Raw genomic sequence first — 14,955 nt, 5'->3', positions numbered from 1 at the left:
GTGGCTCAGAACTTGAAGGGTTTGGGCGCGTCGAAGCCCGGCAGGCCCACGCATTCGACATCGACGAACGCCGCCAGCGCAAAGCCGCCGTCGGTCTTGCGGCCCGATGCCAGCCGCGTCAGCCCGCGTTCCGCGATTCCCGTGACGACACGACCGCCCGAGCGGACCTGCGCGACAAGTGCATCGGGAACGGTCTCGATCGCGCCATCGACGATCAGCACGTCATAGGGCGCGCCGGCAGCATGGCCGTCCCGCATCGGCGCTTCGACGAGATCGACATTGCCGATCCCTGCGAGCGCCGTGCGCGCCACTGCCAGCAAGGCCGGATCGCTCTCGACCGCGACTACCGATCCGACGATCTCGGACAGCACTGCCGCGGTATAGCCGGTCGCCGCACCTATCAGCAGGACGCGGTCGTTCGCCGTCAGATACGCCTCGGTCAGAAGCCGACCGGTCGCCATCGGAAGATTGGCGTAGCGACCGCCACCGAGCGGAATGGCCGCGTCGCGGTATGCCAGCGCACGAACGTCGGCAGGCAGGAACTCCTCGCGGGGAACGCGCCCCATCGCGGCGACGACACGCTGATCGCTGACCGCGTTGGTCCGCAACTGGCTCGCCACCATCGCGTGGCGCATCGTCTCGAACGTGGCCGTCGTGGCGCCGCCGTCGGTGCGCAGGGTGCCGGTTTCGAGAGCGCCGGTTTCGAGAGGGGGGGTATCGAGAATTGTCGTCGTCATGGCCTATCCTGTCGCACAACTGTTTTAGCCACGCAATACACTAGTTTCGCGTTGACCGGTCGCGCGGCGTGATATCGCGGGGTTGCCGCAACGCCAAGCGCCGGTTGGTCGGTTTCGACAGCTGTGGTCGCGCGTGAAAGCGTGGGGAAGACGCCCCGCCCGCCCGTGTGACACCGAAATGCCGCGAACGGGGCGCCGAGGGTGCACGTGGAAATCCCCGGCAACACCTCTGCCCGCGGCCCTAGCACCCTATTGCGGGACCGTCGCCGGAAATGACCGGTCGCGACACAGACGTCCGCGCCGATTCGCGGAGCGGCGCGTCGCGGGCCGGCGCCGTCTCGATGTCGTGCAGCACCTGGGTCGGCGATCCCAGCACCGCATCACGGGCGCGCAGGCTCGCCTCCAGAAACGGCTTGGTCAGCGCCATGAAGCGGCGCGGCGTCATGCCGAGAAACGTGGCCGAGTCGCGCAGGAAATGCGATGCGTCGAAATAGCTTCCATCGATCCGGGTGTAATCGGCATCGGGACCGGCCGCCATGAACCGCACGAACGAGCGCAGGAAACGCGCCCGCATCAACAGCATCTTCGGTGGGAACCCGAAGTGCCGCACCGACAATCGTCGCAGGCCGTGCGTGGGGATATCGAGCTGATGCGCAACGGATACGATGTCGGTCGGCCCGTCGGTCGCGAGGATCTCCATCAACTGCCGGATCTGCGGGGCATCGGCGTGTGGCGCACCGAGTCGCGCGAGCAGCAGCGTATCGAGGATGGCAGCGATCTCCGCGTCGCTCGGTGAATCCCGCAACGCGGTGACGAGGCGGCGGGTGAAACCAGGGCCCAGTACGTCCTCCAGCGGTACGATCCGATTGCGAAAGTCTCCCGCCGAGCGTTTGATCAGCCGCGCCCAACCTAGCGCGCTGATCCCGAAACCGATCATCACGCCGCCATGCGTCGTCGCCTTGAGCGCCTGGCTGGTCGGGCCGAAGAGGCTGGCAACCGGCAGGGGATCGTAAGTCCGTCGCCCGATCGTCAATGCGATAGGCCCTGCATCGATCGCGATCCGCACGTTCGCGGTCGCAGGCAGGAACCAGTCGACTTGCCCCGCCGCACTCGCGTCGATCGATCGATAGACGTGATAGCCGGTGATGTAATCGGCCAGCGCCGCCGCCGGACGATCATACCGGATCGCCATGCCATGTGGCATGTCGAACACTTTATCGTCCACGCCGGTCGTGTTCGTACCGCCCGCAACCCTGTCCGTTTTCAAACGCCCCGCCCCCAAGCCGTTATGCTGTTCCCGCCACTGTAGGCAAAGAAGCATTCCGCGGCGAGTCTCGATACCGCCGATCCTGACGGGCATGATGGCCGCCCGCGAACGGCGCCTGTCGCTGGACAAGATTATTCCACACCGAATGCAACTGCCGGTTGACCGCGTGCCCAAAACGAAGCATTTGCGCCGCCTTCACGCAATCGGGGCCCGATGGCGGAGTGGTGACGTAGAGGACTGCAAATCCTCGCACCCGGGTTCGATTCCCGGTCGGGCCTCCAATCTCTTTGTCGGTTTTCAGCTAAAACTGCTCAAGTTTACAAAATTGAGCAGTGGGTAGCGCACCGGGCGTGCGTCTCTTTATGGGGCACTAGCGGCTCTCCGCCACTCCGATCCATGAAGACTAGCCGTGTCGAATCAGCGACTTGCGGAGCACTCGCGAACGTCGATGGAGGAACCGGCGACGCCCATTCCGACCGACGTCGCGCGGGCCACGGGTTTCACCGACGGCGACCTGATCGGGCGGGCCATGGCGCGAGACACCACACGACGCCTTGCCCTGCTTGAGGGAGCCCGTCTCGTCGATCACGAGCACCGCATCTTCGGCAGCCAGCGTCTCGACGACATAGTCGCGTAGCATGTGGCGCTGGAACTGAACGCTCGCACCGTGATCGATGCCGCCACCCGCCGCTGCGAACTTGCGATTACCGACATGCTGGCGACCGCGCATGATAGCACCTTCCTGGATGCGAGATCGTCGCTCAGGTGCTGCTTGCCACGATCTACGGTACGGTTCGCGTCTTCTACGAACGAGGCACTCCCCCGGAGATCGGCAGCGAGGTCGAAAGGCAACTTACCCTTATGTGCCAATCGTACCTGAAGGTTGCTAGGCCGCCGGCATAACCTCGTTAAATCAAGGCCTGCCGGGGCCGAATTTCGATCATAAACTCATTCCTCGCTGTCACCCTTCTGCATCGACGTTGATCGCGCTGGCGGTACCCGCACCCGCCTCGGCCAGCCCCGCCTCGGCCAGCCAAGCCTCGGCGTCGGCGCCTGCAGCGACCCGGAATGGCGCGGCAGGATCGGTCGCAACCGTCCAGATCGCCTCCGCCACATCGGAGGCATGCGTGATCGGACCCGAATGGGCCTGCATGCCGGTCAAGATCCGCTCGACCAACTGTCCATAGGCTGGATCGTCGCGCCCCCGCAGATGCGCGAACGCATTCTCCCCGAACCGTGTCTCTGGCGCTCGCCCGGGATACACCAGATGCACGCGCACGCCGAAGGGCTTCACTTCCTCGGCAAGCGATTCGGTCAGGGCGTTCACCGCGGCCTTGCTGGCGCGGTACACGCCGACGAGCGGCAGCGGCCTGAGCGTTGCGGACGAGCTGACATTGACGATGACGCCCGAACGACGCTGCCGGAAGGCCGGGAGCACGGCCTGGATCATCAGGAGCGTGCCGAGGGTGTTGGTCTCGAACAAGGCGCGCGCCGTCGTCGGCTCGGTCAGTTCGATCGGTGACGGTACCCCGAAGCCGGCATTGTTGACGAGGACGTCGATCGGCCCCGCTTCCTCGACGGCGCGGGCGATGCTCGTGGGATCGGTCACGTCGAGCTGCAGCGTGCGCAGAGTCTTCGACGGCGGCAGGGCGTTGCCGTCGGGTGACCGCATCGTCGCCACGACATCCCAGCCGCGATCGAGAAACAGTCGGGCGGTCTCCAGGCCGAAGCCCGACCAGCCGCCGGTGATGAGGATGGTTGGCATGCTTACTCCAATGCTTGTCGTCGCAGTGGATCTAGCCGATACCATCAAGACGTGGTACGTTCCTGCGTCGCTTAAAAATTGGTATCAGTCCTGTTATGGCCGTCGATCCGTTAGCCGAAGTCGTCACGCTGCTCCAACCGTCGATCCGCTTTTCGAAGCTTGTGGAATATGCCGGGCGGTGGAAAATCCATCGCGCGGGCACGGGCGATACCTTCTATTGCGCGGTTCTGGACGGGCAGTGCCGCATGACGGTGGACGGGCAGGCGCCGATGCTCTTGCAGGCTGGCGATTTCGTGCTTGTGCCCGCGATGCACGCCATCGTCAGCGAGAGCCTGGAGGCGCCTCCGGTCGAGACCATCACAGAACCGGTCGAAATCGCCGAGGGACGCTTTCGTGTCGGCCGCGTCGATGCGCCGGCAGACCTCACGATGCGGATCGGACATTGCCGCTTCGCTTCGCCGGATGCGGATCTGCTTGTGCGCCTGCTCCCCCGCGTCATCCTTGCGCGCGGCGAGCCTCGGCTTGCGACCCTGATGCAGTTGGTGGGGGAAGAGACCTTCGCACGGCGCCCGGCGCGCGAAGTCGTCCTCGAACGGCTGCTCGAACTGATACTCATCGAAGCGGTGCGAAGCGGGGACGCGACGATGTCTGCGCCTGGCCTGGTGCAGGGGCTTGCCGACCGGCGTCTCGCGGCCGCGCTGCGCGCCCTCCACGCGCGCCCCGAACGTCCCTGGACGGTCGCCGAACTTGCCGATGAGGCCGCGTTGTCGCGCTCGGCCTTCTTCGCCCGCTTCAGCCGGATCGTCGGCCTGCCCCCGATGGAATATCTGCTGGCCTGGCGAATGGCGCTGGCGAAGCGCCTGCTATGCGATCGCGAACTCGGGGTGGACCAGGTTGCCGAACGCGTCGGCTACAGTTCGGCGAGCACCTTCAGCGTCGCCTTCGGCCGATATACCGGTCTGTCCCCGGCCCGCTATGGTCGCGCGCACAAGGCAGCCTAGGTGATGGCGCGCGTCCAGACAGATTAGCGGTAGCCCGAGGTCTTCAGTGCATGTCAGAGCCCAGTCGAGAGCGGCCCCGTTTCGAAACCAGTCCGCTTGGCATCGGGGCACGCGGCGCGATCACATCGACGATCGCGGTCGGATCGGTCTTCACCTTCCACGCCGCACCTGACGACCTTCCTCGTCAACTACGCTGTCAGCAGCATCAGCATCCTTTTGGGAAGCATCGAGGCCAACACACTGCGGCACGGCTATGCTCCTCCATTAAAATGACGGTGATGGAGTTTCTGCGTGTCAGATCACCAATGGTAACGGCCCGCCCGCAAGTATGGCGGGTGCATTATTCAGACACAGATTCGCGGTAGCACATTTTGCGCCGGAGATGGAGGAAGCAGCCGGTCAGGCTTCGCCCCAGTTGCGGACATCCGGCGTTGATGCTTCATAGCGCAATGACGCCCACTTTACTGAAACTTGTCTACGCGCTCATCACCGTCGGCATTGCCACACGCGTGTACGTAATAGGCGTATATGGCGGCGATGAGAGGTGGATTGTCCGAGCATACTTCATCGCGACCATCCTGTTCGCCGCGCTGATCGTCTGGCTGACACTCGAAGCCGTAAGCCCCAAGGCATCTCGCGACGAGAAATATTTTGGTACTGCCAATAGTTTACTGTCTTCTTGGACGCTCATGCCGCCCAGTTTCTTCGTGTGGGAAGTTGTCCAAGGTGATCTAAGTCTAGGATTGGTAGCCTTTAGCCTGAGTTCCGGAGTAATAGCCGGCTTCTACCTGCTGATCCGCGCTTTCCGTCTGGTCTGGCCGTCGCGCCAGGGTGTCCGCTAGCCACCACATATTGCCGTCCGCTGACACCGACTTCGCCAGATCGCTCTACCGCCGATCATCTGCCTCAAGGTTGTGTGAGTTCCAGACATCCTCGCCAGCTATAAAAAGGGCGCCCGAGCTTGCCGAGCGCCCTTCTGGTCCGAGCCACGCTTAGGAGCAGATCGATCTGACCTGAAAACTCCGTATTCTCAAGGTTTTCCTGACTGTCAGCAGCGTGTGAGTTGGCGCCATGCGCCAGACTTAGCTACACAAGCACCTTGTCGGGCCGGCCGATCTCTTCGATTACCGTGTCCGAGCCGATCTCCATCAGCGGTCTTATATGGCCGTCGCGCATATCATACACCCAGCCGTGCAGAGCCAGTTCCTGGCCCTTGGCGAACGCGTCCTGCACCGTCTTCGTGCGCGCGAGGCGGACGAGCTGGTCGCGGACGTTCACTTCCACGAAGCGGTTGACCTTCGCCTCGTCGGTCAGCTGCGCGTCGATCTCGTCGCGGTGGTCGCGCAGCACTTCGCGCGCCGTATTCAGCCACTCGTCGACCGGCCCCTCGGTGCCGCCGTGCAGCGTACCCTCGATCCCGCCGCAGCCGTGATGGCCGCAGACAATGACGTGCTTCACCTTCAGCACGTCGACCGCATATTGCAGTACCGACATCAGATTCAGGTCGTGATCGTTGACCAGATTGGCGATGTTGCGGTGGATGAAAATCCCGCCGGGCTGCGTCATCGTCATCTGCTCAGGGGAGACCCGGCTGTCGGAACAGCCGATCCACAGGAACTCGGGCTTCTGGCCGACGGTTTGCCGGCTGAAGAACTCCGGGTTTTCGTCGGTATGCTCGGCGACCCACGCCTTGTTGGCGAGCAGGAGCTGTTTGTAGCGTCTCATGTGTAAAGAACCTCGCTCGATGGCGCGTTGATCAGGGCGGCGCGCTTGCCGGCGATATCGCCGCGCAGGCTGACCTTGATGCCGCGGTATTCGGCGCCCTTGATGAAGGCATTGATGATGTCGACGTTGTCGAGATCGACATAGTTGGTCGACGACAGATCGATCAGGACGTTGGCGTTGTCCGGCACGCGATTGAACGACTTCTGCAACTCGTATTTGTGGATGAAATACAGGTTGCGTCGGGCGCGGACGAGGCAGTCGTCGCCGTCGCAGGCGAAAGTGATCGCGGTGCGGAAGTTGCGGGCGATGACGAACACGAAGCCGACTACGATCCCGATCACGATGCCCTCGAGCAGATCGGTGAACAGGATGGCGACGACCGTGACGACGAAGGGAATGAACTGCGTCCAGCCCTGCTTGAAGCGTTCGGTGAACAGCTTGGGCTTGGTCAGCTTGTATCCCGTGGCGATCAGCACCGCGGCGAGCGCCGACAGCGGGATCAGGTTCAGCACCGCCGGGATCAGCGCGACGCTGACCAGCAGCCAGAAGCCGTGCAGCATCGTCGACAGTTTGGTCTCGCCCTTGGCGTCGACGTTAGCGGAAGACCGCACGATCACCGAGGTCACGGGCAGACCACCAATCAGTCCCGAGAGAATGTTGCCGCCCCCCTGCGCCATCAACTCCCAGTTTTTGTCGGTCGAGCGACGCTGCGGATCGATCTCGTCGACCGCCTTGATGCTCAGGAGCGATTCCAGGCTGGCAACGATCGCCAGCGTGAACGCCGTGGTCCACACCACGCCCATGCCGATGCCCGAGAAATCAGGCAGCGTGAACAACGAGGGAAACTGCGACAGGCTCTGCGTGATCGGCACCTGGACGAGATGCGTCGCCTGGAGCTGCCATTCGGGCTTCACCGCACCGAGCAACGCGTTGCCGAAGATGCCGATCAGCACGACGACGAGTGGGCCGGGGACGAAGCGCAACGGCCCGGTCTTGGGCCTTGCGACATCCCACCAGAACAGGAAGGCGAGGCTTACGCCGGCGATCAGGATCGCGCCGGGCGTCACGCTCGCGCTTAGGCTATCGAGGACGCGCGAAAAGGTGTTGATGCCGTTCGCCGTGCCGAACTCGAAGATCCCTTCCGCCTCGCCGTCGAAACCAACGGCATGGGGGATTTGCTTGAGGATCAGGATCAGGCCGATCGCGGCCAGCATGCCGGTGATGACCGATGACGGCACGAACTCGCTGAGAATGCCGGCGCGGGTGAACGAGAAGCAGAGCTGGAGCACGCCTGAGAGCAGCACCGAGAGCAGGAATATCTGATAGCTCGGCATACTTTCGATCGCGGTGAGCACGATCACCGTCAGGCCGGCGGCGGGGCCGCTGACCGACAGCGGCGACTTGGAGAACAGCCCGACGGCGATGCCGCCGACGATGCCGGAAATGACGCCCGCGAACAGCGGCGCACCCGAGGCGAGCGCGACGCCGAGACAGAGGGGAAGCGCGACGAGCGCGACGACAATGGAGGCGGGAAGGTCCGCCCGCCAGGTGATAAGCTTCGGAATGAGAGTCGGCACCAAGGTTCCTGTCGCTAAGGTGTCGGCTGGGATACGACCGGACCGGACGTTCTCCAGCCACATGACAAAATGTTCATGTTGCTTAGAAGGTGAACGGACCATGACTAAGAACATGCGGTTGCAGTTTCTTCGGAGCAATTCCCTATTCGTTTAATTATCCGGGCAGTGCCGATCTGGCAGCACGCAATAGCCCATCAGCCAGATCTTTTCCGACAAATAAGTGTGGCGTAACAGCGCGATGGAGGAATTGTCGCGCGTGATGAAATTTGAGTACGAGCTGATGATGCAAGCCTTCCACGATGATGATAAAATGTTGAAACGCTAGGGCGAGAGCCGGCCAAATCTGACCATGTACCTGCAATGCGCGGAAATTTCTGATGCATAACTTCTGTGACAGGTTTCAGAAGCTGCTGCTGGATTTTGGAAGTGCGGTGCACAAAGGCATCGTTCTACGACCAGGGGATCAATCGCAGCTACGGCAGCGAGTCCGACCCTAGCGCGGCGTTCGGTCGTCAGGAGTGACGGACGCTACAGATCTTCGCCATCACGATTTCGGTGCAGCGCATCAATCTCGGCCTGACGCTCACGCAGATAATGCTGTCGAACGTTCCGGTAAGGGTCAACGCCTTTGCGAAGCGCTTGTATCTGCTCATCAGCTTCGGCTCGTTCGTCAAGCAATCGAACCGTGGTGGTTGGAATGACGTATAACGGCTCGCTGAAAGGGCGGCCTATGGCGATGGGCAGGACAGAGATATCCACCACCCGACCCACAAGGTCGCGAACGGTCGTGGGCCCCATGAAGGGCAGATAGAGATATGCCCCTGATTTCATCCCGTAATAGCCCAGCGTGTTACCAAAGCCGTTTGCCCGACGAGGCAGCGAAAATGGCTGTCTTTTCGCCACGTCGATCAGCCCCGCGACGCCGACGGTCGAGTTGACTATTGAGCGGCGATCTGGATGAGACAGTAGCGGCGATCAGGATGAGACTCTGCGGCCGTGACGGGAGCGAGATTGTCGCGGCGCGACAGGCAATGCAAGGCCAACTTTGGTCTTGATCGCCGCTCCGCGACAGACGGTGTCTCAGCTTGATTGTCGCTGGAGGGCTGCGCGGCGTCGGTAGCTCTCGACGTTCATCTCGAAGATGGTGGAATGATGAACGAGGCGATCGACAGCGGCGAGCGTCATGGCGGGGTCAGGGAATACGCGCGACCAGTCGCCGAATGGCTGGTTGGCGGTAATGAGGGTTGATCGGCGTTCGTAGCGGGCGCTAATCAGTTCGAAGAGGACGGAGGTTTCGGCCTGGTCCTTGGTGACGTAGGCGAGATCGTCGAGCACGAGCAGGTGATATTTGTCGAGCTTGGCGATCGCACTTTCGAGGGCGAGCTCACGGCGCGCGATCTGCAGTTTCTGGACGAGATCCGAGGTACGGGTGAACAGGACGCGCCAGCCCGCCTCGATGAGTGCCATGCCGATTGCAGCGGCGAGATGGCTCTTCCCGCCGCCCGGTCCGCCAATCATGATGAGGTTGGCCCCCTTCTCGAGCCAGCTGTCGCCGGCGCAGAGCGCCATGATGTGAGCCTTCGAGATCATCGGCACGTTGGTGAAGTCGAAGGTGTCGAGGGTCTTGCCTGGTGGCAGGCGTGCTTCTGCCAGGTGCCGCTCGATGCGTCGCCGGTCGCGTTCGGCGATCTCATGCTCGGCGAGCGCGGCGAGGAAGCGGGTGGCCGGCCACGCCTCCTTGTCGGCGCGTTCAGCGAACTGGAGCCAGGCCTGCTTGATGGCAGGCAGACGCAGTTCGTTGAGGATGAATGCGAGGCGCTGGGTGTCGACAGCGGGGTTCATGCGGCCGCTCCCGTCAGCAGAGTGTCGTAGACGGCAAGCGAGGGCAATTGCACCGAGACGACCGGCAAGCTGGCCGGGTCTGGTGAGAAGCGTGCTCGTAGCTGCGTGAGGTCTGGCAGGCGCCTGGCGTCCAGATCCGCTGCCAGAACATCTGCCAGCTCTGCTTCGCAACCCCGCTCATGCGCGAGCGAGAGCAACTCGACCATGATCTTGCAGGCGACGCGCTCGGGCAGTTGTTCGATAAGACGGTCGAATGTCCGGCGATACGCTTCGCGCGGAAAGATCTGGTCGCGGTAGACGAGGTTCATCAGCGCCATAGGTTTGCGCCGCAGGCTGTGAATGACGTGCCGGTAGTCGACGACGTGTCCGTGCTTGCCGTCGCTGGGCGTTCGTCCGCGACGGAGCGTCATGAGACGCGTCGCGCCGAGGAAGATATCGAGGCGGTCGTCATACAGGCGGACCCTCAGCCTGTGGCCGATGAGGCGCGACGGGACCGTGTAGAAGACCTTCTTCAGCGTGAAGCTGCTGGTCGAGGTGACGGGGACAATGCTCTCCTCATAGTCGCCGGTGCGAAGCTGCGGGAGCGGCTGCAGCGTTGCGCGCTCGGCATCGATACGAGCCGCGTTGCGTCGGTTCTTGCGCGCGACGATCTCGTCGATGAAGGCGCGATAGGCGGTCAAATCGTCGAAGTCGCCGGATCCGCGCATCAACAGTGCGTCGTTTACGGCATATTTGAGATGGCCGTGGGGGCTTTCGATAGCGCCGTTCTCATGGGCGACACCGCGATTGTTGCGCGTCGGCTCCATCGCATAATGCTCGCAAAGCGCATCATATCGCCGCGTCAGGTCAACTCTGGCGTCAGCGTCGAGATTGCGGAATGCGGCCGACAGGCTGTCACTGCGGTGTAGGCGTGGCGCGCCGCCTACCGCCCACAGGGCGTTCTGCAGTCCCTCGGCCAAGGCGACATAGCTCTCGCCGCCGAGGATGACATGGGCGTGCTCGAAACCCGACCAGACCAACCGGAAGTGATAGAGGAGATGCTTGAGCGGCTCGCCGGCGACCGTGACGGGCACATCGAGGTCGCCCATATCGGTGAAGTCCGACAGGCCCATGTGGCCGGGCTCGTGGGTCTGACGGAAAATGACTTCCTGGTCCTGACCATGCCGCGCACGCCATGTCCGGATGCGCCGCTCCAGGGTCCTCCGGATACCGGGCGACAGATCCGAATGCCGGCGAAGCATCTCCTCAAATATGGCAACGGCCCGCAGGCCGGGAGCCGCCTGGAGAAGTGGGACAATCTCGGTGTCGAAGATCTCTGCCAGCGGGTCTGGTCGGCGCCGACCTCGCGGCTCCGCCTTCTGGGACGGGAGTTTGCCGCCCTTGAGCAGTCGATAGGCGGTCGCCCGGCTGATACCGGCCTTGGCCGCTGCCACGGGCACCGGGTCGCTTTGACGATGTTTCATAAAGAGCCTCGTTTGATGATCGTTGACGTGTCGACCGCTCACCTGCGCTCTTCCCCCAAGGAAAAGCCCAGATGTAGGCCGGTCACGACCACCAAAGCCCTTCGAAAGGGCTTCCGTTTGGGGCTGTCGGCTCCGGGCTACGCCCTACGCCGACAGCCCCAAACGGAGTCTCATCTTGATTGACGCTGCTGTCTCACCTTCATCGCCGCGCAGCAAGTTGACGGCAAAACGGCCCAATGTCTCCGCACTCTTCCCTAATTTTAATTGCAACAGATAATTGAGAGCAACGATCGGTTCGGAAAGATTGCCCAAAAAGTTTCGCACGCCACTGCGTACAGGCTTGGGCACCGTGTCTCTGTACGCCCGCGCGGTGGGGCCGGTGACTGCGGCATCCACGGATTGAACAATGGCAAAGGAATCGGCATTCAGTCTTTGCAACGGATCGCTTCTGGTTCTGGGCCTCGCCTGCACGATAATCGCGTCATCGAGTTCATCGGGCAGCGAGGGCTTAACGCGCCCAAGTTGATCAACGCCCAGCGGAGGGTCACTGGCCCCCGTCGAGCTTTGAACGGGCGGGCATAGCTCTGGCGCTGGTCGCTCCGACTCTGATCGCACAGGCGCCGGAGCCGGAGTACGCTGACCCTCTGTTTCCGAGGGGCTCGATACCGCTGGTAAAGTACAACCAGCGTCCGGCTGTGCGGTCAGCAACGGCACCGCAAGCAAAAGGGCTGACAGGCTCACTGACTGGTGGCTCCATTCATCATCACGACGCGAGCGACGGCCAAGCGATCTTTCTGCGGCGGAATGTCGGAAGCCGTCGAACGAATCATGAAACTTGCCCTTTGAAGAGCCGGGATCGGCGTCTTCGTCGCAAGCTAGAGATACTGCCGCAGTCCTCCATGCCGGATACCACACAAGGTTTGCCCAATCCTGCGAGCTTACTTGACGCAGGACTGGCAGGCGATCGGCTCGGGCAAGGCCAGTGCTACCTCGAACCGTAAGCTACTAGCGCCTTGTAATTCATCACGTCCTGCTTTGGCGCAACGCCGAAATGGCGCGAATACTCTCGGCTGAAGTGCGAGGCGCTCTCGTAACCGACCTGATACGCGGCTTCCGAGACGTTCGTGGCCTCGGAGACCATCAGCCGTCGCGCTTCGAGCAGTCGTAGCTGCTTTTGATACTGGACGGGCGTCATAGATGTCATCGCCCGGAAGTGCTGGTGGAACGATGACAGGCTCATTCGGGCCACCTCAGCAAGCTGCTCGACCCGTAGCGCTTGAGCGAAGTTGTCGCGCAGATAGTAGATGGCGTTGGCGACGCGGTCAGTATGGGAGTCTGGCAGAGTCAGCTTGGCAATTTCAGTTCCATAAGGCCCTGTCAGCAACCAGTAGCAGATTTCCCGCATTACTGAGGGATAGAGGATCTGCGCGGCGTCTGGAGTCATTGTCATCCTGGCAAGGCGCAGAACGCACTCTGTGAGCGGGGCATCGACCTGACCGACGAATACGCAGGGCCCGGAGGCTGGAGCCGGACGTGGCGGATTTGCCAGCTGCTGCATGACCTCGCGTAGCATCGCCACGTCGAAGTCGATGCTCAGCCCAAGGTAAGGATTATCCGGGCTTGCCCCGATCATCCGTCCGCTTGCCGGAAGCTCGACGCTCACGACGAGGCATTCCATCTCTTGGTAGTTCAGCGTCGTTTCGCCAAACAGGATCTGCTTGGCACCCTTCAGAACGACGCAAAGCGACGGCCGGTAAATTCGGCGGATCGACGGAATCTCTTGATAGGCGCGCATGATATGTACGCCGCTCATCGGTGTCTGGAAGTGCCCCTGCCCTCCGCCTCTGGACTTCAGAAAATCCTGGACGGCATCAAAGAGCGCCGGCGGTGTGCGGCTATCTTCCGCATAGCGTGGCCTCGGCGAAGTTGTGGCCGCCGCTGTCGCGCGGTGATCGTCTGCAGGAAAAGGCAAGATTTTCGCGGTATCGGGCATTCGGTTCATAGGACTGCTCCTGTAGCTTGATGGTGTTAGATCAAGTCAGGCGATTCAACTATGACAGATAAACACAGGCGGTCAAGAGACCCGCCCAGCGTTGACGCCGACTTCATACGACAAGCTTCTCTGACCATCTGAATAGATGGCGTATTGCGTCAGTCTATTTCACGCCTTTTCCACTTTCTCCGTTTTCAGGACTGCCATCGATTTCGGCGACGACATCGTCGATCGGAAAGAGGCGTTGATATTTGCTAGCTGGGCAGGCGACAAGATGAGGAGAACTGATGTTCTTGCCGTGTTTGACGATGAAACGTTGAACGCCGCGCAGGCTACCAGCCTGCGACGCTGGAACCCCAGCAAAGCAGCTTGAGATCGGGTCGGCAGGGCAGGCCCTCCCCTACCTGCCGATCCGAACGGCGCCGTCTATCTGTCCGTCCCCGGGCGCCGTCAAGGTCATCGGAGTCACTGGCGTCCCCCTGCTTGTCGACTCCGATGACCACCACATTGCGAAAAGGGATTTCTTTGATGCGCTTCATTCTTCCGATCATTGGCATCTACACCGCATGCCTGCCGTCGGTCGCTGCGGCGCAGGACGTCCAGCTAAGCAACACACCTCACGGTCAGGGGTCTTTCCAGGTCGACCTGACTGCCGTCCATGACGTGGGTTCTGAGGTGAGACCATGAGCCATACACCCGATCATGTTGCGCCGTCCGTGACACAGGATCAGCCTCCTGGGAGCGCATCTTACCAAGGCGGCTTGCGCCAGGCGTCCTTGGTAGCAGCGGCGATCGCGATCGGCCGATTGCCAGGGGAACCCGCTGCCGTTTTGCAAGCTGGGCAACGCCCTCGGCTTCTGGCCCGTCTCTTTGGCCAGAAACCACCTAATCCGCTTGCTGATCCCAGGCTTGAAGTGATCCGGGCGATCAGTGCGTCGCTGACGCGCGGTATCACTACCATCCGCGACGATCTAATCGCGGCCGCTTCCAATGTTGGTTGGAGTCGTGACGATCTTCGCACGTTTTTCCCTCCGACCGCTTCGGTACGGCAGGGATCATGATCAGTGCTGATCCGCTTGGCGAGGCGCTGCTGCTGATCGCCCCACTCGGGCTGGCTGGCGTTTTTGTGGTGACCCTCGCCGATGGCTTGTGGTTCTACCGCTCGCTTGGCGGCGGGCTCGACGACGATGCCCGCACAACGCGATCTGAATAGAGGCACTGATTGGCAATCCTGGCATCTGGTTGAGGCCGGCGATTGCCTCGGTTGCGGGCGCGCTTGCGGACCTGGACAGCGGCCGCGAACGGCCAGCGGGGCGGATCCGGGTCAGCGCGCACCGGGTGGCGGCCCGCTATTCGATCCTGCCCCGGCTTCCCGACTTCGCGTGCGCCTATCCCGATATGCCGCCGAACTGGTAGTCGACCGTTGGGAATTCGAGCGGGACGGCCGGACATCTGAACGGTTGGTCCGCGGCGAGTTCACGACGAACGATATCGACGTGATGCGCGACGCGGGCGGGGTCCCTACACTCGTAATCGACACCTCACCGACCCGCAGTTTGTACATCCGTGCAGAAAAAATGTTGAT

Annotated in this window: 15 protein-coding genes, 1 tRNA gene and 2 pseudogenes; 7 read left to right on the top strand and 11 right to left on the bottom strand. The window is 62.1% G+C overall.

All coding sequences use genetic code 11. The features are described from left to right. Positions 1-5: 5 nt before the first annotated feature. Together AC1MLZ_RS17570 and AC1MLZ_RS17565 are read right to left on the bottom strand one after the other, a co-directional pair. Positions 6-635, bottom strand: coding sequence for a protein-L-isoaspartate O-methyltransferase family protein (locus tag AC1MLZ_RS17570; RefSeq protein ID WP_480961599.1), 630 nt, complete (start codon positions 633-635; stop codon positions 6-8). A gap of 343 nt (positions 636-978) precedes the next feature. After that, a complete protein-coding gene (locus AC1MLZ_RS17565; RefSeq protein WP_480959607.1) occupies positions 979-1,962 on the bottom strand; it encodes a hypothetical protein in 984 nt (327 codons plus the stop codon). Between the two features lie 249 nt (positions 1,963-2,211). On the opposite strand from AC1MLZ_RS17565, the gene AC1MLZ_RS17560 reads away from it, so the two are divergent. Next, positions 2,212-2,285, top strand: a tRNA-Cys gene (locus AC1MLZ_RS17560). Positions 2,286-2,536: 251 nt separating this feature from the next. Here the strand turns inward: AC1MLZ_RS17560 and AC1MLZ_RS17555 are convergent. Together AC1MLZ_RS17555 and AC1MLZ_RS17550 are read right to left on the bottom strand one after the other, a co-directional pair. Next, positions 2,537-2,650: pseudogene (locus tag AC1MLZ_RS17555) on the bottom strand (IS701 family transposase); the annotation flags it as partial. Positions 2,651-2,965: 315 nt separating this feature from the next. After that, positions 2,966-3,769: an SDR family oxidoreductase gene (locus AC1MLZ_RS17550; protein ID WP_480959606.1), complete on the bottom strand. Its 804-nt coding sequence runs from the start codon at positions 3,767-3,769 to the stop codon at positions 2,966-2,968. Between the two features lie 95 nt (positions 3,770-3,864). On the opposite strand from AC1MLZ_RS17550, the gene AC1MLZ_RS17545 reads away from it, so the two are divergent. Both AC1MLZ_RS17545 and AC1MLZ_RS17540 read left to right on the top strand, forming a co-directional pair. Then, positions 3,865-4,770: an AraC family transcriptional regulator gene (locus AC1MLZ_RS17545; protein ID WP_480959605.1), complete on the top strand. Its 906-nt coding sequence runs from the start codon at positions 3,865-3,867 to the stop codon at positions 4,768-4,770. A gap of 449 nt (positions 4,771-5,219) precedes the next feature. Next, on the top strand, positions 5,220-5,612 hold the full coding sequence (locus tag AC1MLZ_RS17540; protein WP_480959604.1) for a hypothetical protein: 393 nt from the start codon (positions 5,220-5,222) through the stop codon (positions 5,610-5,612). 244 nt (positions 5,613-5,856) lie between these two features. Here AC1MLZ_RS17540 and AC1MLZ_RS17535 read toward each other — a convergent pair whose 3' ends face one another. From AC1MLZ_RS17535 to AC1MLZ_RS17505, 7 genes and pseudogenes are all read right to left on the bottom strand, one after another. Next, positions 5,857-6,495 (bottom strand): carbonic anhydrase, encoded by a 639-nt coding sequence (locus tag AC1MLZ_RS17535; RefSeq protein WP_480959603.1) that lies wholly within the window; start codon positions 6,493-6,495, stop codon positions 5,857-5,859. Beyond that, positions 6,492-8,072 (bottom strand): SulP family inorganic anion transporter, encoded by a 1,581-nt coding sequence (locus tag AC1MLZ_RS17530; RefSeq protein ID WP_480959602.1) that lies wholly within the window; start codon positions 8,070-8,072, stop codon positions 6,492-6,494. Before AC1MLZ_RS17530 ends, AC1MLZ_RS17535 begins: the two co-directional genes overlap by 4 nt. 528 nt (positions 8,073-8,600) lie before the next feature. Beyond that, positions 8,601-8,975, bottom strand: coding sequence for an MlaA family lipoprotein (locus tag AC1MLZ_RS17525; RefSeq protein WP_480959601.1), 375 nt, complete (start codon positions 8,973-8,975; stop codon positions 8,601-8,603). Between the two features lie 183 nt (positions 8,976-9,158). Beyond that, positions 9,159-9,914: pseudogene (istB, locus tag AC1MLZ_RS17520) on the bottom strand (IS21-like element helper ATPase IstB); the annotation flags it as partial. Continuing rightward, entirely contained in the window at positions 9,911-11,419 is a 1,509-nt protein-coding gene (gene istA / locus AC1MLZ_RS17515; protein WP_151989758.1) for an IS21 family transposase, read from the bottom strand. The pseudogene istB and the gene istA, both read right to left, overlap by 4 nt. A gap of 102 nt (positions 11,420-11,521) precedes the next feature. Beyond that, entirely contained in the window at positions 11,522-11,815 is a 294-nt protein-coding gene (locus AC1MLZ_RS17510; protein ID WP_480959600.1) for an MlaA family lipoprotein, read from the bottom strand. Between the two features lie 547 nt (positions 11,816-12,362). Beyond that, positions 12,363-13,379, bottom strand: a complete 1,017-nt coding sequence (locus AC1MLZ_RS17505) for an AraC family transcriptional regulator (RefSeq protein WP_480959599.1) — start codon at positions 13,377-13,379, stop codon at positions 12,363-12,365. A gap of 136 nt (positions 13,380-13,515) precedes the next feature. Between AC1MLZ_RS17505 and AC1MLZ_RS17500 the strand changes: the two genes are divergently transcribed. The 4 genes from AC1MLZ_RS17500 to AC1MLZ_RS17485 all read left to right on the top strand — a co-directional run bounded on the left by AC1MLZ_RS17500 (position 13,516) and on the right by AC1MLZ_RS17485 (position 14,786). Further along, entirely contained in the window at positions 13,516-13,743 is a 228-nt protein-coding gene (locus AC1MLZ_RS17500; RefSeq protein ID WP_480959598.1) for a hypothetical protein, read from the top strand. 122 nt (positions 13,744-13,865) lie between these two features. Next, the gene (locus AC1MLZ_RS17495; protein WP_480959597.1) at positions 13,866-14,057 is read left to right on the top strand and encodes a hypothetical protein; all 192 of its coding nucleotides are present in this window, start codon (positions 13,866-13,868) and stop codon (positions 14,055-14,057) included. Positions 14,058-14,427: 370 nt separating this feature from the next. Next, on the top strand, positions 14,428-14,583 hold the full coding sequence (locus AC1MLZ_RS17490) for a hypothetical protein (RefSeq protein WP_480959596.1): 156 nt from the start codon (positions 14,428-14,430) through the stop codon (positions 14,581-14,583). Between the two features lie 29 nt (positions 14,584-14,612). Beyond that, a complete protein-coding gene (locus tag AC1MLZ_RS17485) occupies positions 14,613-14,786 on the top strand; it encodes a hypothetical protein (RefSeq protein WP_480959595.1) in 174 nt (57 codons plus the stop codon). Positions 14,787-14,955: the final 169 nt, after the last annotated feature.

The organism is Sphingomonas sp. PEI4 (assembly GCF_056679955.1).
Note: the sequence above shows the minus strand (reverse complement) of the source record. Positions and strands in the feature narration are given on the sequence as shown.